Source organism: Microbacterium sp. LMI12-1-1.1 (genome assembly GCF_040676455.1).
In the GTDB taxonomy this organism is placed as follows: Bacteria; Actinomycetota; Actinomycetes; order Actinomycetales; family Microbacteriaceae; genus Microbacterium.
On record NZ_JBEGIA010000001.1, the window covers coordinates 279557 to 299395 of the forward strand.

Annotated in this window: 16 protein-coding genes and 1 tRNA gene; 8 read left to right on the plus strand and 9 right to left on the minus strand. The window is 65.2% G+C overall.

What is annotated here, in order from left to right; translation table 11 throughout:
• Positions 1-354: 354 nt before the first annotated feature.
• A tRNA-Leu gene (locus tag MRBLMI12_RS01295) sits at positions 355-426 on the plus strand.
• A gap of 91 nt (positions 427-517) precedes the next feature.
• Here MRBLMI12_RS01295 and MRBLMI12_RS01300 read toward each other — a convergent pair.
• On the minus strand, positions 518-1063 hold the full coding sequence (locus tag MRBLMI12_RS01300; RefSeq protein WP_363353218.1) for a uracil-DNA glycosylase family protein: 546 nt from the start codon (positions 1061-1063) through the stop codon (positions 518-520).
• A gap of 63 nt (positions 1064-1126) precedes the next feature.
• On the minus strand, positions 1127-1795 hold the full coding sequence (locus tag MRBLMI12_RS01305; protein WP_363353220.1) for an HNH endonuclease: 669 nt from the start codon (positions 1793-1795) through the stop codon (positions 1127-1129).
• 424 nt (positions 1796-2219) lie between these two features.
• On the opposite strand from MRBLMI12_RS01305, the gene MRBLMI12_RS01310 reads away from it, so the two are divergent.
• Positions 2220-4961 carry an AAA family ATPase gene (locus MRBLMI12_RS01310; RefSeq protein ID WP_363353222.1) on the plus strand — a complete coding sequence of 914 codons (2742 nt, stop codon included), beginning with the start codon at positions 2220-2222 and terminating at the stop codon, positions 4959-4961.
• Positions 4962-5235: 274 nt separating this feature from the next.
• Here MRBLMI12_RS01310 and MRBLMI12_RS01315 read toward each other — a convergent pair whose 3' ends face one another.
• A complete protein-coding gene (locus MRBLMI12_RS01315; RefSeq protein ID WP_363353224.1) occupies positions 5236-6747 on the minus strand; it encodes a hypothetical protein in 1512 nt (503 codons plus the stop codon).
• Between the two features lie 445 nt (positions 6748-7192).
• Here MRBLMI12_RS01315 and MRBLMI12_RS01320 point away from each other — a divergent pair, with 445 nt between their 5' ends.
• Positions 7193-8368, plus strand: a complete 1176-nt coding sequence (locus MRBLMI12_RS01320; protein ID WP_363353226.1) for a Mur ligase family protein — start codon at positions 7193-7195, stop codon at positions 8366-8368.
• Positions 8369-8431: 63 nt separating this feature from the next.
• Here MRBLMI12_RS01320 and MRBLMI12_RS01325 read toward each other — a convergent pair whose 3' ends face one another.
• The 4 genes from MRBLMI12_RS01325 to MRBLMI12_RS01340 form a co-directional block, all read right to left on the minus strand.
• Positions 8432-8662, minus strand: coding sequence for a hypothetical protein (locus tag MRBLMI12_RS01325; protein WP_363353228.1), 231 nt, complete (start codon positions 8660-8662; stop codon positions 8432-8434).
• Positions 8663-8899: 237 nt separating this feature from the next.
• Positions 8900-9790 carry a hypothetical protein gene (locus MRBLMI12_RS01330; RefSeq protein ID WP_363353230.1) on the minus strand — a complete coding sequence of 297 codons (891 nt, stop codon included), beginning with the start codon at positions 9788-9790 and terminating at the stop codon, positions 8900-8902.
• A gap of 878 nt (positions 9791-10668) precedes the next feature.
• Positions 10669-11139, minus strand: coding sequence for an HIT family protein (locus tag MRBLMI12_RS01335; protein ID WP_363353232.1), 471 nt, complete (start codon positions 11137-11139; stop codon positions 10669-10671).
• Positions 11120-11599 (minus strand): TIR domain-containing protein, encoded by a 480-nt coding sequence (locus MRBLMI12_RS01340; RefSeq protein ID WP_363353234.1) that lies wholly within the window; start codon positions 11597-11599, stop codon positions 11120-11122. The genes MRBLMI12_RS01335 and MRBLMI12_RS01340 overlap by 20 nt, the downstream gene beginning before the upstream one ends.
• A 58-nt stretch (positions 11600-11657) precedes the next feature.
• Between MRBLMI12_RS01340 and MRBLMI12_RS01345 the strand changes: the two genes are divergently transcribed.
• The 4 genes from MRBLMI12_RS01345 to MRBLMI12_RS01360 all read left to right on the plus strand — a co-directional run bounded on the left by MRBLMI12_RS01345 (position 11658) and on the right by MRBLMI12_RS01360 (position 14203).
• Complete coding sequence (locus MRBLMI12_RS01345; protein ID WP_363353236.1) at positions 11658-12098, plus strand: GNAT family N-acetyltransferase; 441 nt, start codon at positions 11658-11660, stop codon at positions 12096-12098.
• Positions 12099-12313: 215 nt separating this feature from the next.
• Complete coding sequence (locus tag MRBLMI12_RS01350; RefSeq protein WP_363353238.1) at positions 12314-13069, plus strand: GNAT family N-acetyltransferase; 756 nt, start codon at positions 12314-12316, stop codon at positions 13067-13069.
• 57 nt (positions 13070-13126) lie between these two features.
• Positions 13127-13360 carry a hypothetical protein gene (locus MRBLMI12_RS01355; RefSeq protein ID WP_363353240.1) on the plus strand — a complete coding sequence of 78 codons (234 nt, stop codon included), beginning with the start codon at positions 13127-13129 and terminating at the stop codon, positions 13358-13360.
• A gap of 36 nt (positions 13361-13396) precedes the next feature.
• Positions 13397-14203 carry a nuclease-related domain-containing protein gene (locus MRBLMI12_RS01360; RefSeq protein WP_363353242.1) on the plus strand — a complete coding sequence of 269 codons (807 nt, stop codon included), beginning with the start codon at positions 13397-13399 and terminating at the stop codon, positions 14201-14203.
• A 138-nt stretch (positions 14204-14341) separates the two neighbouring features.
• Here the strand turns inward: MRBLMI12_RS01360 and MRBLMI12_RS01365 are convergent, their stop codons facing one another.
• Positions 14342-14521 carry a helix-turn-helix domain-containing protein gene (locus MRBLMI12_RS01365; RefSeq protein ID WP_301113677.1) on the minus strand — a complete coding sequence of 60 codons (180 nt, stop codon included), beginning with the start codon at positions 14519-14521 and terminating at the stop codon, positions 14342-14344.
• 116 nt (positions 14522-14637) lie between these two features.
• On the opposite strand from MRBLMI12_RS01365, the gene MRBLMI12_RS01370 reads away from it, so the two are divergent.
• Positions 14638-15252 (plus strand): hypothetical protein, encoded by a 615-nt coding sequence (locus tag MRBLMI12_RS01370; RefSeq protein ID WP_363353244.1) that lies wholly within the window; start codon positions 14638-14640, stop codon positions 15250-15252.
• 707 nt (positions 15253-15959) lie between these two features.
• Here the strand turns inward: MRBLMI12_RS01370 and MRBLMI12_RS01375 are convergent.
• Positions 15960-19688, minus strand: coding sequence for a heparinase II/III family protein (locus MRBLMI12_RS01375; RefSeq protein WP_363353246.1), 3729 nt, complete (start codon positions 19686-19688; stop codon positions 15960-15962).
• Positions 19689-19839 lie beyond the last annotated feature (151 nt).

A 19839-nucleotide genomic window follows, 5' to 3' on the forward strand; every position in this document is an offset into this window, starting at 1 on the left:
ATCGGCGATGCGGACAGCGAGGTCATCCATCCGGCACATCAAGGCTGGAACGAGCTCGTGATCACCGTGGCCAGTGATCTCTCGCCCACCGACCTTTCCCCCGACCGCCTGAGGATCGATCTTCTCCCAACGGAGTAGGGGACCTCTGGCCGCCGCCTCAGGCGGCTGTCCGGATACGGGTCGTCTAGCGTGCCGATGTGGAGGTGAGGGGGAACGTGAATCCGCTGCTCAGTCGATAGCGGCTGAAGCTAAAAGGCGATGGCGGGGTTCGTAGGGTCCAGCAGGCTTGACACACAGGGCGGATTTCTCGTAGTCACCCCTCGCTGCGCTAGAGTGCGAAGCAGTTCAACAAACTCTCTGTAGCTCAGTGGATAGAGCACCGGCATGAGAAGCCGGAGGTCGCAGGTTCGAATCCTGTCAGGGACTTAGGGGCCCCTGATGCTTCGCGCTCGGGGGCCTCGCCACTTCTACATCTGCGACTCCACGGCGTTGCGTTCGGTGCGCGATAGCCGGTCCGCTAGCGCGCGGAGATGTACTCGCGCAGGGTGGTCATCACGGCGTCGCTGCGTGCAGCGTTCTCGAAGGGACCAGGCATGCGGAAGAGTGCTCCTCCCCACGGTGTGGTGTGAACCTGAAACCCGACGACGCTCTTGCCGTCGAGGATGGCATCGGCGGGATGCCGGAAGACGCAGACCACCAGCGGCACTGCGCGGCTCGCTAGCTCCGATACGAGCGCGTCTCGACCGTGTGCCTGTTCATGGCCAGGCACGTCCGCCTCCCCCGTTGTGGGTCTCTTCACCAGGTCGGTGAACCCAACGCCGGCGGCGATCGCTTCGTTCTCGAAGTAGCGGTCGCTGGGTCGTTGGAACAGTCCCGCGTCGGCCAACCGGAGTAGTTGCCGTCGACCGACTGCGCCCTGGTAGTAGTGACCGGCGGCGACGCTCTTGGGTGCAGGGTTGAGTCCGACGATCATCGCCCTAGTCGGTTCCGGCCAGACGTCGGCAAGAGTCAACACTGACGCACCCATCCATGGCAGTACTTCTTGAAACCCGATGGTCTGCATTGCGTCAGTTCTACAGCGTGGCCGGTCTTCGAGTCACTCGATCGAAGACGCATCAGAACTCGGTCAGGGCATCAGTGCCGCGTAGCGACGCGACCAGGTGCGGTGATAGGTGGGGCGCATCTCCCCGGCGCCCGCGGAGATCAGCGCTGGATAGAGGGATGTGAGCCCATCCCAGTCGTCGCTGCGCAAGCGCGTGTCGAGCAACGGCATGTCAGCGATCAGCGTGTCTGACTTACGCGTGTTGCAGGCTGCGTGGAGGGTGGTCAAGTTGTTGAGTTCATTCGCCCCGCCGCGGCTGTGCGCGAGCACGTGATCAGCCTCGGGTGCGAGGGCCCAAAACACAGGATGCATCTTCCCTCGCGTGTAATGGACGTCGTACGAGACCTGGTCAGGGAAGAGGTCGTGAATCGCTACGAGGATGCTGCGGGGAATGGCGCGTCCTCCGCAACAGGTGCAGCGGAACCTATCCCGGACAAACACCTGAGCCCTCAGCGTTTCGTTGCCAACTCGACGAGCAGCTCGCACCGCATTGCTGCCTGATCTGTTCGCCGTGGTGAGCCGCCCCATCCAGATCTCACCGGCAATCGGGTGCAACGCCGCGATGGCCGCATCCCGATCAGCGCGCGCCACCGCCTGTGCCGTTTGCGTTAGGACTTCCGCATACCGTTCGACCTCCACGGCGCCGAACTCCAAGATGTCCACCATGGCGACGAACATATCGCCGACCGCCACTCCGACCACTCATCTGGCGCGCGGTGGGCGGGTGGCTAACCGTGGGCATCCGTGGCGCTTCTGACTGCCGGACGGTAGTGCGGTTGCCGGTGCGAATAGCCAGGCCGATGGCATGCGCGATGACGGGGCCATGACCGGACGGACTCACGCCGACGGAGAGAGCCGAGCACAGACGCAGTGAAGACCACGGGGACGAACTTCACATGAACCAGAAGCGACTAGGAGCAAGAGCCCAGAGCCCAGAGCCCGGCCAAGAGCCCAGCCAAGAGCCAAGAGCCAAGAGCCAAGAGCCAAGAAGAGAGACGAACCGTAATGCACGCAGGCACCCAGGGTGAGCAACCCCCTTTACAGGCACTCCCCTACACACACCTGCACACTCGAAAAATCCCTGGATAATGGGCAAAACACACCCTATCCTGGCGGCATGCGAGGCGGCCTGGAGCGATGGAAGCGAGGTGTCGAATCCCGCGGGGTTCGACAGGCGATCGGCTACGCGCTCGAGGGCACATGCGATGCTCACCTGCACCACTCCCCCGGCGTGGACGCGCTCGAAGCGTACAGTGCCGCATCCGATTCCACCGTCTCGCGGTTCATCGTGGCGAACGGCGTCATCACCTCCGACAAGCTCACCGCCAGCGGCCTTCGTGTCTGGCTCACCGGACACGACCCGGTCACCGGGGAAGAGCGGGGCCATCAGCGACTGAGCCCCGACGCCGACCTGCTCCTCGACGGAACCATCAACCACCCGAAGTCCTACAGCATCGCCGCGCTGCTGCATCCCGAACTCGCCGCCGAGTTCGAAGCGCTGCAGGACCGGCTACGCGAACGCATCCTGCTCACATGGCAGACGGAACTCAACGCGCGGCGCGGGCACGGCGGGCTCATCCGCGAGGAGCTCACCCGCATCGAGGTCGTCGAGCTGCAGCATCGGCGCTCGCGCGCGCTCGACCCGCACATCCACCGTCACCTCTGGCTGAACATTAAGGTGCTCGGCGCCGACGGCAAGTGGTCGAATCTCGACTCGCGCGTCGCGATGAAGCTGCACACCGTCGTCAACGCCGAGGGCGAGCTCGCCGCCCGCACCGATCCCGCCTGGATCACCGCGCTCGCCCGGCATGGATACACGCTCGACCACACTGGCGAGATCGCCGCACTCGCCGGCGCCGTCCGACCCGTCTCGCGTCGGTCGGCGCAGATCGAAGGCAACCGCGCGCGCCTGATCGCGGAGTGGTCGGCGGCGCGCGGAGGATCTGCGCCGAGCGTGGAAGTGCTGCAGCAGATCGATCGGCGCGCCTGGGCGGTGTCGCGTCCGAACAAGCCGGCCGGTCTCGACGAGACGGTGTGGGAGGCGCGCGTCCACGACGAGATCGCAACGATCGATTCGAGTCTGATCACCCCGCGCTCACCCATTCCCGTTGCTGCGACAGACCTCAATGCCGTCGACCTGGATCTGCTCGCTGCACAGGCGATCGTCGATGCGGACGAACGGTCCACATCATGCGGCGGGAGGTTCAGCATCTTCGACATCCGCGCGGGCGCAATACGCGCGCTCTCGCGCACAGGCGTCGTTGCGGAGCGCGACCGGCTCGACGGCGTGCTCGCCGAGATCACGGAGCGCGCCATGCGTTCCGTCTATCGGCTCATTGCGGACGATCCGCCGGCGCACGTCAAGGCACTCATGGCGACCGAGACCGTACGCGCTAAGGTGCGTCTCGCCGGCCGCTTGGACGTGCTCGCCCAACCCGGCCGCTCCCTCCTGCCGGGTGAGTTGCACCGGCTCGCACCGAACGCGGATCGGTCGGCACTGGATGCGTCGCAAAGCGTTGCCGCGTGCGCCATCGCCGGCACGGACGGGCTCGTGACGGTGACCGGCCCCGCCGGCGCGGGCAAGACGACAATGCTGCGCGCTGCGTTCGCGGCGCTCACGTCACAACGGCGGCGGATGCTCGTCCTTGCTCCCACGCGGAAGGCGGCGTCGGTGGCGTCGCGCGAGGTCGGCGCCGCGGCATCCAGTATTCATGCCCTGATCTCGGATCACGGCTACCGATGGGGCGCCGACGAGGCCGGCGCGAAGGTGTGGACCAGGCTTCGAGTGGGAGACGTCGATCCCAGCACGGGGGCGGTATACGGCGGTCCAACCCAGTACGCGTTGCGTTCTCGCGATCGGATCGTAGTCGACGAAGCCGGGATGGTCGACCTGCAGACGGCGAACGCCCTCGTCGAGCTCGCGATCGAGCAGGGTGTCGGGCTGGCCTTCGTGGGTGATACGCATCAGGCATTGCCGGTCGGGCATGCGGGCGCGATGGGTTCTGCGATCCGGCACGCGAACGCCCCGGTCGAGCTCGATACGGTGCACCGGTTCCGCGATCCCGACTACGCGGCGCTCACGCTGCGGCTGCGGGATGCGGGCGATCGCCAGCGTGCGCTGGCGGTTGCGGCCGAGCTTGCCGATCACGGCCACGTCGACCGAGTCGACAATCACGACGCGGCGCGTGAGCGGATGATCGACGCGTACTTCGAGTGGCACGCGCGCGGCAAGCGGGTGACGCTGGTATCCGGCACGAATGCTGAGGCGGATGCGATCAACGACGCCATCCAGCAACGGCGAGTCGATCAGGGCGAGCTCGACGTCCGCGTCGCCGCGTGGGGAATCGGGCAGCAGCGCATCCTCGTCGGCGACACCGTCCAGACCCGCCGCAACGACCGGCTCACGGGAGTAGAGAATCGCGCGCAGTGGATCGTGCGCGGCTTCCGCGACGAGTACCTATCGCTTGTCTCCGTGAGCGACAGCGGCGAGGTGGCGCGCGTGTCCACCGAGTACGCGCGCGAGCACCTGCAGCTCGCCTACGCGTCCACCGTGCACGGCGTGCAGGGCGACACCGCCGACGCATCGGTGGTCGGACCGGATGTGGATGCCGCGGGACTCTACGTGGGCCTCACGCGCGGCCGGCTGAGCAACATCGCGATCGTCGTGGCGCGGACGGATGCCGCGGCCCGCGAGTGCCTCGCCGAGTCGATGCAACGCGGCACTCCGGAGTTGACGATGCAGGATGCGGTTCGAGCTGCCGAGGCCGAGGTGCGACGTGCGGCAAGGAACCGGGAGGCGGCAATGGCTACGGGGCCGGTGGTTGGGGCGCCGGGGGCGGGGCGCGGGATCGGGATGTGAGAGCGCTCGAATGTGCGGCCGCTGATCGGGCATCTTCCGAGCAGTGCTATGCGGTCGGTGGTCCCGGCAGACACACGAGGCCCCCTCTCACCAACTGGCGGACAACCACGTTGGAGGCGTCACTGCAAACAGATGGGTTGTTGGAGTCATATATCGACTCCGAATTTCCCACGAGCGACCGTGGCGTCCTCGTGGTGACTGCCAGACACGGCCACGCGCATCGCTCAAAGGTCAGACGCTGCTCGGGCAAAGAACTTCGGTCACCACATACGCCCTAGCCTCTTGCATCCGGGTAGTACGGCGGTTCTCCGCCGTCCGCGTTGTAGGCGGCACCTCCCGCATCAGGGTAGTACGGCGGTTCTCCGCCGTCAGGGTAGTAGGCGGCGCCTCCCGCGTCAGGGTAGTAGGGCGGTTCTTCGCCGTCGGCGTTGTAGGCGGCGCCTCCCCCGTCGGCGTTGTAGACGGCGCCTCCCCCGTCAGGGTAGTAAGTAGGCTCACCTTCACCTTGGTTCCACGCCGCAGCCATGGGATCCATCCGATGGACAAGCCCCTTCCAAAACTCCAACCGCCGGACGGGGGCACCTTCGTTCACCGAGAGTTCGACAACAGTGGTTCGCGGGTCGAAGTCGATCTCCCACGACCACCACGAGCCCGAAGCGGCGCTCTCGGGACGTGCGGCCGTCGAGATATCGATCGCTTCAGCATCAACGTAAGCCCTCAAGGTGACGGAGCGAGCCGGGGTCAGGCCGCGCAGCGCTATCCGTCCCGCGTATCGTCTGGATTCGAACACGAGCCCGAGTGCAGGATCGGGTTGGCCGAACGAGTTACCGAACTCGAGCAACATCCTTCCCACGTCCGTGACGGAGTCGAAGTACGAAAGATCTGGATTCTGTTTGGTGAGTACCGCCCATTCCTCACCCCAGTCGATTGACCACCTCCAGCCGGATCCCAGCCCTTCCTGTCTTAACTGCCACTTGCCGGCGTACCGCAGGGCTGCCGCCTGTATCGAATCCAGATCGCTCAAGGGCCGTTTGCTGGGCATCTGCATTACACCGGAGGTTTTTGCGGGTCCGAGCCAAACGCCTACGTTCTCAATCTGACGAAACCATCTCGGCCGCTGAGCGGACTCAGCAATGAGAATCGCCCGCAGAAGGATGGGGTTTCCCCCTGCGAGCATCGCGGATCTGTATGCCCAGTCGAAGGCCTCAACGCCCACGTCTCGAACCGCACGATCCGCGAGATAGTGTGGGCCGTCTGCTGGTGCGCTCGCTGGCCGCTCCTTGAGAAGCAGGTACAGAGTTCCGCCAAGCGCGGCCGTGAGCACCCCCGACCAGAGCGCGTTCAGGAGTTCCTTTGGGCTTGGCACGACGGGTGCCCACAGGGGCCAGATCAACCCCGACACCACGACCGCTGCGGTCAAGACGGATGCCATCCAGAGGTGATATCCAGTGTGATTCGCCTCGCCATTGCGCGAAACGACGTTCTTCACGACCACCCGTCCGTGCGTTAGACCAACGCTAAGGAGCCAGATCACCCCTGCCGCGATCCAGATGTATCCGTGAAGCCGATCCACCGTCACGAAAGTCGTTGCAGCCACGATCAGCGTCGGAACCAAGCGGAACGACGCGAATCTGAGCAGCGTCTCCTGCGATGTTAGGCCGAAGGTCTGAGTCATGCCGATGTAGCGCTCAGGCCACCGCCACTCGACCGCACGGTAGGCGCCCCAGAGTAGGCCGGAAGCCACAGCGGATACCCACAGGGAGTTCCAGAGTCCCTCGAATTGCACCGACCACTCCTTGCTATTCCACGACGGGTACCGAGACGGCATAGCAACGCCTTGACGCCACCCCACACCTCGGCCCGTCGTATCGAGAGCTACCTCGAGAGGACCGGTCGCCACGCCTAGCATCTTCGCTGCGTCCCAGCGGAATCTAGCGGTGGAGACCGCGCGTCGTCGGCATCCATCGGGGTGTGTCGCATGGCTCATTCCGGTGTGGCACCATACGGCACCCAAGGCGTTAGACAGTAATCATCTCGATCGCTGCTCGGACCGGCACGTGCACACCCTCGGGCCACCGGCTCCTTAGCGACCGTGTTCGCACACGCCCTGGACCCATCCGTGCATCACACGTGCTGCACAGATGGGGTGGTTTGCGAGCCCACGCGCGGTGGATCACATGTGGTGGGATGAATGCGCACGGCCGAGGCCGCCGAGACTCTCGAGGAGCAGAATGATCCAGCCCGTTACTACGCCCCAGGGCCGCCCGCTCATCTCGGCTGTCACAGGCACCAATGGAAAGACCAGTGTCGCGACTGCAACTCTGCAGCTGATGAAACTTACAGGTTGGCGAGCCGCCAGCTACGACTCGACCGGGATCACCGACGTTCACGGCGTGCTGCACGAAGCGAAAACGCGCCGATCCGCGGACTACTTGCCGGACCTCATCGGCTCCCAGGCGCGCGCAGGGGCACAAGCGATCTCGATCGAGGCGTTCGTCGGGATTCTTGCCGACGGACTCTTCGAGCGGGTGGCGGTCGATACCGCCGTCTCCACGGGCTTCGAACGCGACCACTTAGATGTGCACGGCAGCGTCGACGCCTACTGGAACGCAAAGCTCAGATTGTTTGACGAGTATCTCCGACCTGACGGCATCGCAATCCTAGCGAGCGATTCCGCGCAGGGTAGCCTCGTTCGAGCAGTCGTCGAGAGGCGTGGAGCCCGCCTAGTCACGGTCGGTGATGGTGGAGAAGTTCAACTCCTCGGGGCGGAAGAGATCGACGGCCAGCTTCGCGGTCGGTTAGCAATCGGCGCCGTGTCTTACCCTGTCACACTCCCCACGGTGCACTCCATTGCAGTTACAAATCTCCTCCTCGCCGCCGCCGCCGTGACAGGAATCGGCGCGGAGCCGGAGGCCGTGGCGGATGCGCTCAGGAATGTCACCCCGCCTCCGGGCCGGCTCCAAGTCATTGCCGAGCGCGCCGGCATCACCGCCATGGTCGATACCGCACACAATCCCGGAGCGCTTCGTATAGCCCTCCTGGCTGTCCGTGCGCGCACGCCGGGACGCCTCCTGCTGGTGATCGGAGCCGGTGGTGAGCGAGATCGCGGAAAGCGGCGCGAGATGGGGCAGATCGCACAGAGCCTCGCTGATCTCGTCGTGTTGACGGATGACAACCCGCGACGCGAGCCGCCGGAACGGATCAGGCGCGAGGTGCGCGCAGGAGCTCCGGATAGCATCGAGATTCCCCTGCGAAAAGACGCAATCCTCGCCGCTCTACAGATGGCTCGCCCGGGCGACACCGTGCTCGTGGCAGGGAAAGGCGACGAGAGTAGCCAGCTGGTAGGGACGCAGCGTCTACCACACGATGACCGCGACGTCATTCGAACTGCAATGTCCAAGGCTTGACCCCGAAGCCGCGGCAGACGAGCGCGGCGCCCACACCGTGTGGACGCCGCGCTTGCGGGTCAATTAGGAGCGCCCGCCGTCGGGGTCGTATCCGCCGTCCGGGTCGTGTCCGCCGTCCGGGTCGTGTCCGCCGTCCGGGTCGTATCCACCATCGGGGTCGTATCCACCATCGGGGTCGTATCCACCATCGGGGTCGTATCCACCATCGGGGTCGTATCCACCATCGGGGTCGTATCCACCATCGGGGTCGTATCCACCATCGGGATCATACCCCGGGTCAATCTCGCCACTCATAACAACGCCTCTCTAATCGTGTGTCGGCGACACCCTATCGGCTCAACGCGGGTCCTGGGGCCTGTGCAATTCGGGAGCAGAGCATGGCGACAAGGCCGCCCTGTTACGTCAGCGAGATGCAGCTCGTTCGTCAGCGGGACACCATCAAGGGCCGATGTCGCGTGCGGGTGCAACGCGGCGGATGGGGGCGGACCGGATGCGGTTCATTCCACTGGTCAAGTCGGAGGTGAGCGGACACTAGCCCACTCCATCGTCCGCTGACGCGCTCATGCCAAAGTACTCGGCATCATCCTTTAGGAATCCTCGTTCGACGCGTCTGAAGGTAGCGCCCACCTGTCGGTCAATCAGCGCCAGTAGGTTCCACACGTCGCGGCGCTGTCCTTTATCCTCAACCATCAGCACGAGCGGCAACTCCTCAATCTCTGCCAGCCGAACAGGACGCGAGAACCGCATGACGGCTACGGGGTCACCGTCCTGAATTGTGCGATCCGGAGCTATCCATTCCGGCTCGCAACCGTCGTCGACCCCGTCCGCTTTGGTCTCGTATGACACCTTCAGCGCATAGCTCGTCTTGTCTGCGGCAACGGCGCGCATCTCAATCGCAGAACGATGCTTGTCCTGGATGTCAAGGTCGTGAAGCGTTAGTCCGATGGCGTCGTTGACCCGAGCACCGTGATAGGGCTGAACACTCTGCATACGGTCTAGTACGTCCTCAGGAACGCTTGACAGCGACGTACTCGCTAGCTTGTCGAACTCGGTGCGAGAACGAGTCAGCGGAAAGTAGATGCGCTTCTCATGCCGTGGATGCGGACGTTTGCCATCGAGGTGAGCCATCGACCACGCGAGAGAATCCAGAGCCGAACGATAGTTATGGACGATGTCACCGAAACTGAGGGACCACTCATATGTCGGCGGCTGATTCGCTATCGTCGCGAAGAAGGTGACCGTTCGACGATCCGCCGAGTACTCGGCCCGCGTCTCGGCGGCCAGGCTGCCTCGCCAGAGATTGTAATCGTTTGCAAGGCGCTGATGCATTCGAACTGCGTGCCCCCACTTTAAGTAGGGCCAGACTGGATAGTCGCGTCCAGCCCTAAGCTCTCGCTGCGGTGGGATGGGATCAGTCGTCATGGAGGCGACGATATCGCTCTCCTTTGCGCCCTCCCACACGGTTACGCCAGGCCAACGAGCGGGTCTGGGAGCGCTCAGGCTGCGCAAGCACTCGAGCCCGGAGGTCCCCGCCAGGACGTCGTTACTGCCCGATAGGCGAAGGCCCTGGGGCTAGACCCGGGTGTCAGTGCGGTAGCTGCGTCCCATGCCGGAGGAGTTCGCCGGACTCGGAATGCACGCGTGATCACGCGCAATGACAACGGTTGCCAACCGAACGGCGGTCCCGCAGCGTATCAGCCTCGCTCAAGCGCGTCGCCTCGCTGGGGTGACCGGCCCCGCCGGCACAGGCAAGACGACGATGCTGGGTTATCGCCGCGAGTGCCCCGACTTTGCAAGAGTCAACGCGACTCCAGAGTTACTAAGCGGTATGGCCAGCGCCATCAAGTCGGACTTGCTCGTGGCACTCTCAGCAGGGCATGGTTGTCGTCGTGTCCACAGCTGACTATTCCCCGGAGGATCGACGAAAGCACTTGGAGATGATCCAAGCGGCAATCAGCCGTATGGCGTCGTCATCTGCCACATCGAAGGGCTGGCTGCTTCCCGTGGCTACCGCTGCATTCGGCTACTCATTGGTGCAAGGAAGCATCCTAGTTGGTCTCTTGGGTTGCGTTGCTGTCGTCGTGTTCGCCATCCTGGATGCTCACTACTTGCGACTTGAGCGTGCCTTTCGTGAGCTCTTCAAAGCCGTCGCCGCTGGTACGGCACGCGACTACGACATGAACCCCGGTCGGTACATCGGGGTCAAGAGTGCCTCACCCAGTTCGTCTTGCCGTTGGGGTGCGGTCATCTGGTCATGGTCAATCGCGGGATTCCACGGACTCCTTCTGGCTGCGGGAGTTTTAGTTGTGGGAATTGCTGGCATTCGGCGGCTTGCCGAGGTTTTGGTCAGCGTCTCTCAAACGCTGCAATGTGGCATCTTTGGCTGACTCCGAGAAATTCGTAGTCGCTGGCCAGATCTCATCGAACGCGTCGCGGCCCCACCGTGGCACGACATGCACATGCACGTGAGGGACGGTTTGCTCGGCCGCCCGTCCGTTCGACTGGATAATATTGAGGCCCTCTGGTTGCAGGGTCGAGTAAACCAGATTCGACACACGAAGGGCTCCGGCGCCCAGGTCTCGCGCTTCCATCTCGGTAAGGTCCATGAATCGCGGCACGTGACGAAGTGGCACGACCATCGTGTGGCCGAGCGTCGCTGGTTCGGTCGGGAAGAATGCGACATACTCGCCGGTTCGAAGGACCTCACGCGCTGTAGGATCCTCTTCGCGCACTATCGCGCAGAACGGGCAATCACGATCGGACGTATCCACGCGCTACCCAGCTGGACAGGTTCGCCCGGATATCGTTATAGACGTCGGCGCTCGTGCGCCCCGTGGGTGTGAAAATGGGTAAGTACTCGGACAAAGCGTGCCCATCTTTAGTCTTGATCTGCGCGAAGGGGTTCGCGCCCCGGGGATCAGGCGAGAGATTCAGTGGTGCAAGCCTATTGATCTCGATGCCGAGAAGCGGCCGCTTCTCGTTCCAAGCCTTAATGATTTCGTGATTGACCCAGCGGCGGCCAGCGGTCTCAGCGCCGATCAGGACTACCACGGCAGACTTATTCTTCATCTGCGCATCGATCCACTCCTCGACAGCGGCGTTCCCGCGCCCCCGAACCGTTTCCCATTCCTGCGAATTGAGAAGCGTCTGGCCTCCAACCGCTCCCATCTGCATGATCTGCTGCACGCGTGCGGCATCACGTTCGTAGTGAAAGCTGTAGAAGACGGCCATTCATACTCCTGGAGATCGGACTTCAGATACGGGTCAGACGCTAGGGCATCAGATGTGTATGGGACAAGCGTTCTCCGCTGAGGCAGTCGTTGTTTCACCGATCACGAGCAGGTCGGGCGGCGATAAGGTGCGCGTGCCCAAGCACGCTTGGAGCTGGCATCCTTGCGCCATGGAGCGATTTGAGGTCCACACGAACACCGCGAACGCAGAGGAGCTTGCCTACGTCGAAGCCGAGTGCTTCGACGAGACTCCCGCTGGCGGCGTACGCAAGGCCGAACTTAGGGCCGACCTCTACCGCGACCGCACTCTGTATGTCGGCTTCATCGAGACCAATGAGGAATGGCGCGGCACCGGCGTCGCTAGCCGGCTTCTCTTGCACGTAATCGACCTGCTCAAACCGACGACCGTTGCGGCGCAGACGGTCAATACCACCGCCGACGCGCTGTTTGCTTCAGTAAAGCGCGCCACCGGTGCCGGCGTCCGCTTCGACATCGACTGACGTGTCCCACCGGTGTCGGAGCCGGATTCGGACCATTCTGCGAGGCTGGCACCCGCTGCGTAGGCGGCTGCTCGGTCATTGTCGAAAGCCATCATGGCGCGCAGGATGGAACGGATGGCGCGCTGCCGGCACCGCCTTCGTGCGCCGCGCGGTACGGGCTCGTCCGCCGCCACGTGGGCAGCATCTGTATCGGTGGGATGCGGGACGATAGGCGCGTGTCATTCAGTTATCGCCCCAAGCCGGCAGCGCCAACCGATCTTCCCTCCGTCCTCGCGCTGGCCCGAGCGGAGTTCGATGACGCGAGCGCCGTGACCGCTCGTGAGCTTGCGGAGTGGGTCGCGGACAAGACGCCCACAATGGTCGTTCATGATGACACAGGGGAGGTAATTGGCTACGCCCGCGCAAAGCCGAATGCGGCGTTCGGCGTATCTCGATCGGCCGGCCAGACTGCCATATTGGCTCACGTCACGGTCGTCCCCGAGTACCGCCGCCTCGGGATCGCGCGATCACTTCAGGATCGAACGATTCGGACGCTGGGGATGCTCGGCTTCAGTCGAGTGTTCGCGCAGGTGCCGACCGACTTGGCGCCCTGGTACACCGCTCTTGGTTGGACGGTTCACCCACCAGGCGAGGTCGTCGCCTGGGTCGAACCGCCCAACGTCCAGGATGATGCGCTCATGCCCAGCGCCACACCGAGGACCTACTCACCCATCTTGTGCATACAGCTTCTCTCGGACTATCCAGTGCTCGCCGAGCGTTGGATCGGCGATCCGCGACCTCTCTTGAACTGGACTCTTGATGGACGCGTCAGTTCAGAAATGCTCCAACCACGCGTTGGAGAGGCGCTGGCTGTATTACTCGCCCGCCAGCCAGGGCTGGCCGAGCGATTGCCAAACGCGCTATGCGACGCCGTCATCGATGCCGGTCCCGACAGCCCACTGGCGATGACCCTGATTGCGCTTGGACGCTGAGGAGGGCCGATCGCGCATCGCTCGCCTGAGAATCCGGCTGTGCGGTGTATGCGGACCATGATCGTCAGCATGTGGGTGGGAGTTGAGCGGGGTGATGGACATGAGTGCCGCGGGTGCTGGCAGCTGCAGGAGGGCACGTTCGAGAACGAGCTCGAGGAGATTGTCGCCCATGAGGATCCACGCGGGAGGTTCATCGTTATCACGAATGCGCGCGGCGGCACCGAGCGTTATGCGATCGACGACCCGATGACGAAGATGTACTTAGAAACTCGCGGCCTCGACTGGCGATAACGCACTTCCGGCGAACCGGGCTGGTACGTTCGCGTCGTGACGCTGGAACTGGGGCCAGACGACAAACGCATGCGGTTGCGGTACGCCGGGACGTGCCGGCTCTGCGCCCGACAGCTCTCCGCCGGAGAGGAAGCGGTCTACGAGCGGGGCTCGAAGACCGTCCGCTGTGTCGACTGCGCGGTCGGGGCGATGGAGTCCGACCCGGGCTCGGCGGGCGTGTCCGCGCGACGCGAATACGAGCGCCGTCGAGACAACCGGGAACAACGGATCCGTACCGACCATCCAAAGCTCGGCGGGCTGATCCTCGCGCTCACCGATGACCCGCAGAGCACGAGAGCGTGGGAACGCGGCGCCCTCGGTGAAGAGCTCCTGGCGCGCCGTCTCGCCGACCTGCCCGACACTTTCCGGGTCTTGCACGACCGCCGCATCCGAGGCACCCGCGCGAACATCGACCACATTGTGATCGGCCCGACCGGGGCTTGGGTGATCGACGCGAAGCGGTACGTGGGCAAGCGTCCCGCCCTGCGGGTGGAAGGAGGCATCATCCGGCCGCGCGTCGAGTCTCTGCGCATCGGCGGACGAGACGGAACCAAGCTGGTCCAAGGAGTGCAGTCGCAGGTCGAACGAGTGGCTGCGGCGCTCGGAGAAGCGGCACCTCCGGTGACCGGCGTGCTGTGCTTTCTCGAAGCCGACTGGCCGCTGATCGGCGGCTCCTTCAGCGTCGATGGTGTCGATGTTCTGTGGCCGCGCCTGCTTGTCCAGCGCGTGACGGATGCGACGCCGCAGCTCCTCGACGTCGACCTCATCCACACTCAACTTGCCAGCGCCTTTCCCAGCGTGTAGAGCGGCCACCCGGCTGTAGCGAGCGCGTTGAGCCATGCCCAACGAGGGATCGCCTCCCGCTCACCGCACGCTTGGGGATTGCGCCGTGCGCCTGCCCGCTGCGTAGACGTTTGGCTACACGCCGTCCGTGGCGCGCTATCAGGCGTCGACGCCGAAGGCACGCAGCAGCGGCACGCGGGGAATCATCCGGCGCGGGCCGAGCTGGATCGTGGGGATGGTCCCGCTCTCGATGCCGAGCTTGATAGTGCGGTAGTCGACGCCGACGAGCTTTGCGGCGTCCTTCATCGTCAGTGCGAGCGAGTTCGCGGACTTGTTCATTGCCTTCTCCTTCCCGTGAGCAATGCGTGACATCGCTTGCGCACACCGTACTCCCTCTGTGAGCAAAGCGCGACATGAATTGCTCAGAACCTCCGAGTCGTGGGACACTCGCCGTTGTGAGCGAGCTCTTCCTCGAAGCGATCGACCCCGAACGAATCCATGTCGGAGACGGCGTCCACATGCCGTCAAGATGGGACGCCGTCGCGACCGGCGAGCTCGACAATCTGGGTGCGATCCGTGTGGGCGTGGTCTACGACCAGCAGCTACGACGGTCGGTCGCCGCATCCGTCCGTGTGGATCGACTGGGCGAGGGCGAGGAAGTCACCGCCGCGTTGCTGCGGGATGTGAGCGTGCTGCAGATCGTCCAGCGGTCCGCACTCCGCGTGGTGACGGTTCAACGGAGCGAAGGGGAGCCGATGTTCCTGAGCGAGTACTTCGCCGACGTGCGGGCTCAAGCACCCGATCGAGAGTTCGGCGACACGGTCCTCGAGGCCGTGAGGCTGTACCGGATCGCGACAACGGTGAACATCGCGCCGCTCAAGCTCGTCTCGGACCAGCTGGGCGTGAGCGTCAGCACGGCGACGCGGATGATGGCGCGGGCTCGCGGTGCCGGTCTCGCGGAGGACCTCATCACCCGCGAGACGTACAACCGAATGCGCGCCGACGAAGAGGAGCGGACCCGCCCGCACCAGCTCCCGGGCTCTCCGTCCGGCCCCTCGCTAGGACGCTGACGTCAACGAACCGCATCAAACTGCATCTGTGCACATTGCCAAGCAAGTCGTGTTCGTGGGCGCAAATCGCGCAAAATCGTCCCCTTCACGGCATGGTCAATACCGTCTTGCCCGCATTCGTTTCTGGCATGGGTCGGAGAGCCGCTCCACGTCTGGCAACTCTTGCCCGCATTTTGGCCGCATTCCATTCGCCGTTGGCTGTTTTCGGACGTCGCGCAATGCGGTTCGACTCTCGAAAACCCGCGTAATTCCGCGGAAGTTGTCGTTCCATGTCGCGATGCAGAATGCTCAAAACGTGTTCGAGTCCCTCCAGGGGCATTGCGCTTTTGGATGTGAACCGACTGCGCAATGAACGACTATTCACGCCTTTGCTGCGTCGCGCGGCACCGGCGCGCAGCCCGTCCCGACCTAGCGCGATATTGCTGGCGCCAGGTACACGCCGCGGTGCGACGGAACTGCGAGGACGCGTAGCGCACGTTCAGGGACTGCCGACTGCACGCGCTGTTCGCGCGCCGCACGCTGTAGCTCTGTCTGGGAAGCTCGGACTGAGTCGTAGATCGTAACCTCAGTGCTACCGCGGAGCACCGTGGTTACGAAGTGCTCGCGCGATGCCGCGCCCGTGCGACCGATGGTGATCGCCTCCTTGTGGTTCAACTTTCGTCGCGTCTCCACGAGACGAGTCCTCGTGGTGTCAACTCGTCGAGGCGTCACCCGATCTGCTGCCACGGCCCGTCGGAGTCGCCCGGCGCCTGGTTTCTGGTCCACCACTTCGCCTCGTAACGGTGGTCGTGATACTCCACGACATCACCGGCGATGAAGATTCTGGAGGGCCGCCACAAATCCGTGCCGTCGGCCGAGATGCCGATCTCCTGCCACGGGCCGTACGGGTCGCCCGGTTCCTGGTTCTGCGTTCGCCAGGAGGCGAACCACCACGAACCGCCCTTGGTGACCAGGTCGCCCTCCCGGTACTCGGTGGAAGCGTCCCACTGCGGGGGCGTCGGCACGGCGTCGATGGGGTCGCTGCCGCACGACCGCGCGACCGTGAGGTCCTCGAACTCCGCCTCCGTCGAGGCATAGAGTCCGACGCCACCGCTGCGGACGACGGTGTCGCGCCCTTCCATGATCTGCTCGCCGTTCAGCGTCACCGTGATGCGGTCCCCGTGGACGGCCGCGCCCAGGCGGACCGGTCCGGTAAGCCGGTCGCTGAGCGCGGTGGTCGCCACGGTGACGGGTCCCGACCGGTGCGCCTCGCGGATGATGCTCGCGTACTGGGTGCCCTGGTTTGTCCGACCGACGTGGATGCGGTACCCGTAGGCGTCCGTGGTGTCGCGCAGCGAGACGCCGGCGGTGCCGACGCCGGAGAGCGTGAGCTCGGACTCGACGACGAAGTCGCACGCCTCCGAGAACCGATCCGGCAGGGTCGACGCGGCGAGGACATGTGCCCGACCGTCGACCGGTGACAGGGTGAGGCGGCCGTTGCCGACGGACACATCGCCTCCGATTCCCCGCCAGTTCGACTGGTCGAGCGCCTCCGCGATCGTGACGTCGTCGAACGTCGCGGCCCGACCGTTCGCCACGAGGGCGGCTCCGCCGTTCGGGAGCTGGGTGTCGTTCGCCGAAACTGACACGTCACCGACGCCGGCCGACACGTGCCGTCCGACGGCGGACACCGCCATTGTGTACGCCGCGCCGGGGGCGAGCTCCAGGGCGGCCTCCGCGAGCAGGGTCGTGGTCCCGTTGTAGACCTTGACGAGCCGCAGCATCGAACCGGTCGAAGTCGGCACGACGTCAGCGCGGTAGTGGTTGAGCGGCGACTGGTAGCGGAACGCCAGGCCGGTTCGACCGGCCGACTGCTCCTCAGGCCCAGGCGCAATGTCCGCCGACACGGTCACGTCGTTCGGTACGTCCTGCTGCACCGCAAGCGCCTCGGTGTCCCCAGTCGCGGTCAGTGCGAGGTGCGGATTCGACGGCTCGCCGCCGAGCTCCCAAATGCCCTGCAGCGGCACCCAGCCCCCGAGCCCGTTCTCGAAGCCGTAGACCGCGCGGTCCAGGGTCGCGTCGTCGAAGTGCTCGTCGAGCACCGGCATCGTGGCGACCGTCGGCTCGAGCGCCACCGTGACGAGATCGCCCGCGCGGGTGAATGCGGTTGGGATGTTGTTCACGGTCACCAGCGCCGCGTCCGGCGCGGCGAACGTGAGGGTCCCTGTGAAAGGGTCTCCGAGCGACACCCTGGCGGTCCCGCCATGCAGCTCCACGCTGACGTCGGACACGACCCCGGACGCGTCGACGACGATATCCCCGTCATCGACCAACGACGTCCCGCGGGTGAGCGCAACCCGCGTGAGCCCGCCGCCCTCGGCACGCTCGAGGTACGCGGTCTCGGCGTCGGTCGTGGCAGCCCCGAACGCCCGGGACGACGGCGTCTCCTCGCGCGAGAGGTAGAACCGGCCGGTACCGTCCGGCAGGGCGATCTCGAGCGCGGTCGCGACGGAGTGGTCGACGCCGGGTAGAGCGATGCGAGTCGCCGCCACCGATGGGGCAGCGCCGGCCGGTCCCGGGAACAGGACAGTGTCCAGCCCGGTGGAGCCGGTAGCGGACCAGTCGTACGACAGGTATTCGACCTCCGTGAGGATGTCCTCGCCCACGCGCACAGCGCCGTTGTCGTGGACGCTCGGCGAGAGGTCGGCACCGGACGCGGGCACAGGCATGAGTTGCACGCCCGAGACCGGCGCGACACCGGCCGTGGTGTCGAAACCGACGGTCGCGACGTTCGTGTCCGGGTCGACAGAGACCGGATCACCCGGGAAGTGCCAGAGTTGGCGGTAGTCGTGCGCGGCCGTGTCTCCGGTGAGGTCGTCGGAGACCACCCAGAACCCGGGCTTGACGAAGTAGACGACCCGGTCGTGCGCGACCGGCTGGTAGCCCATAGCCCGGCCGCGGTAGACGTCGAGGCCCGCATTGGACCGCCAGAGCGACATCGCACGGGTGGCTCCCGCGGCCTGCGGTTCCCGGTCGACCTCGATCGTGTTGTGCGCCTCGGTCGTGCGGCGCATCCAGTCGTTCGTCGGAGTCGCGCTGTAATCGGCAGCGCCTGGGTCGACGATCAGCGGACGCCCATACGCCGCCATGACGATGCTGAGGTCGTCCGGGTGCCGGTGCGAAGCTGTGTAACTGCTGTTGTGGTTGTTGATCAGCAGATAGCGGGCGTCTGCGTCCCACCCCGAGCGCTGCACGGCGAAGCTGATGGGGTAGAGCGTCGACCCCAGAGTCGGTGTGGTCCCCTGGGCCCGGCCCGAGGCGACCCACGTGAAGTCGGGCCAGGCGTTTCGCGCACCGGTCGCCCGGATGGCGCTCGCACCGGCGTCGACGTTCGGGGTGTCGCCGATCAGCGCGGCGTTGAGGTCCGGCTGCCGGGTCGCGAACAGCACGTCCGCGATCCAGTCCGCAGCCTGGATCAGCGCCTCGGGAAGCTTCCGCCCGTTGGCATCGGCGATGCGGATCATGGTGTTGATGAGGTCCGCCACGTAGGCCTGGTAGTTGAACGTCGGCTCGCGGTAGACGCCGTCGCCCTGGAGGTACGCGCGGAGGAACCGCTCGACGGCCCTCACCGCGAACGTCTCCCAGCCGAGGGCGTCCTTGAACTCGGGCAGGTACACCCCAGCGGCGAACATCGACCGCGCCATCGACACATACCAGTTGTTCCCGACGTGCGTCTGCAGCACGGATGCAAGGAAGCCGCTCGTCGCATGAACCGCTGTCAGGTAGGCCACGAGGTCGGCCGCGTCGATGCTCGGCTCGGCGCGGAACACGGAGAACGAGCTGACGAGCTGGGCGAGCCGCTTGGCGGCCGACAGGTTGCGGTTCTGAGGCCAGCTCGGGTTGTCCGCGACGAAGTCCAGCGAGATGTCCATCCACGCCGCCGCGTACGCCGCGCGCTTGTCGGGGTCGCTCTCCCGCAGGTATGCGCTCGCCAGCGTCGGCATGAACGTGAAGTCGCTCATCAGGGTCTGCGCGCCGCCGGGGGCCGCGTCGGTCCCACCCCACAGGTCCGCCCAGTCAACGTCGATCCTGTGCTCGGACGCGTCGTAGAAGTCGCGGGTCTCGTCGCCGAACCGGAAGATGCCGGCCACGAGCTCGTCGGCGGTGGCGTCGCCGCCTCCGCCCCCCGAAGACGGGAACTCGACGCCCGTCCGCGTCGCGTAGTACTCCTTCAGCGCATCGGCAGCGCCGGCGTCGTCGCCGGCCGCCAGCTCCGCCGCGACGCCGGCCAGCTCCGGACGCGTGAGGTCCAGGAGCTGGCCGAGTTCCGACGCGTCCGACGCGGCAGCCGGCACCGACGACACGCCGGTCAACGCCAGGGCCAGCGTGACTGCCGCAACGGTGGCCGCCTGGGCGCGACGGCTGGGGCTCCGTCGGCGGGACAAGGACTGCTGCATCTCCGTGACTCCTCTGTCAATCGGCGGGCGTGGCCCCAGGCGGGCGGGCCGTCGCTTCAGCTCGTGAGCGAACATAGTCGCTGACGTATCGTTACGTCAACATGCAAGCTACGGATTGCCCACAACTAAGAGGCATGGTCGGCGCGGTCAG

What these genes read in the sequence shown, in the direction of transcription:
- MRBLMI12_RS01300 (WP_363353218.1), bottom strand. Translation starts at nt 1,063, where the DNA reads ATGCAGACCATCGGGTTTCAAGAAGTACTGCCATGGATGGGTGCGTCA.
- MRBLMI12_RS01310 (WP_363353222.1), top strand. Translation starts at nt 2,220, where the DNA reads ATGCGAGGCGGCCTGGAGCGATGGAAGCGAGGTGTCGAATCCCGCGGG.
- MRBLMI12_RS01320 (WP_363353226.1), top strand. Translation starts at nt 7,193, where the DNA reads ATGATCCAGCCCGTTACTACGCCCCAGGGCCGCCCGCTCATCTCGGCT.
- MRBLMI12_RS01325 (WP_363353228.1), bottom strand. Translation starts at nt 8,662, where the DNA reads ATGAGTGGCGAGATTGACCCGGGGTATGATCCCGATGGTGGATACGAC.
- MRBLMI12_RS01330 (WP_363353230.1), bottom strand. Translation starts at nt 9,790, where the DNA reads ATGACGACTGATCCCATCCCACCGCAGCGAGAGCTTAGGGCTGGACGC.
- MRBLMI12_RS01340 (WP_363353234.1), bottom strand. Translation starts at nt 11,599, where the DNA reads ATGGCCGTCTTCTACAGCTTTCACTACGAACGTGATGCCGCACGCGTG.
- MRBLMI12_RS01345 (WP_363353236.1), top strand. Translation starts at nt 11,658, where the DNA reads ATGGGACAAGCGTTCTCCGCTGAGGCAGTCGTTGTTTCACCGATCACG.
- MRBLMI12_RS01355 (WP_363353240.1), top strand. Translation starts at nt 13,127, where the DNA reads ATGATCGTCAGCATGTGGGTGGGAGTTGAGCGGGGTGATGGACATGAG.
- MRBLMI12_RS01365 (WP_301113677.1), bottom strand. Translation starts at nt 14,521, where the DNA reads ATGAACAAGTCCGCGAACTCGCTCGCACTGACGATGAAGGACGCCGCA.
- MRBLMI12_RS01375 (WP_363353246.1), bottom strand. Translation starts at nt 19,688, where the DNA reads ATGCAGCAGTCCTTGTCCCGCCGACGGAGCCCCAGCCGTCGCGCCCAG.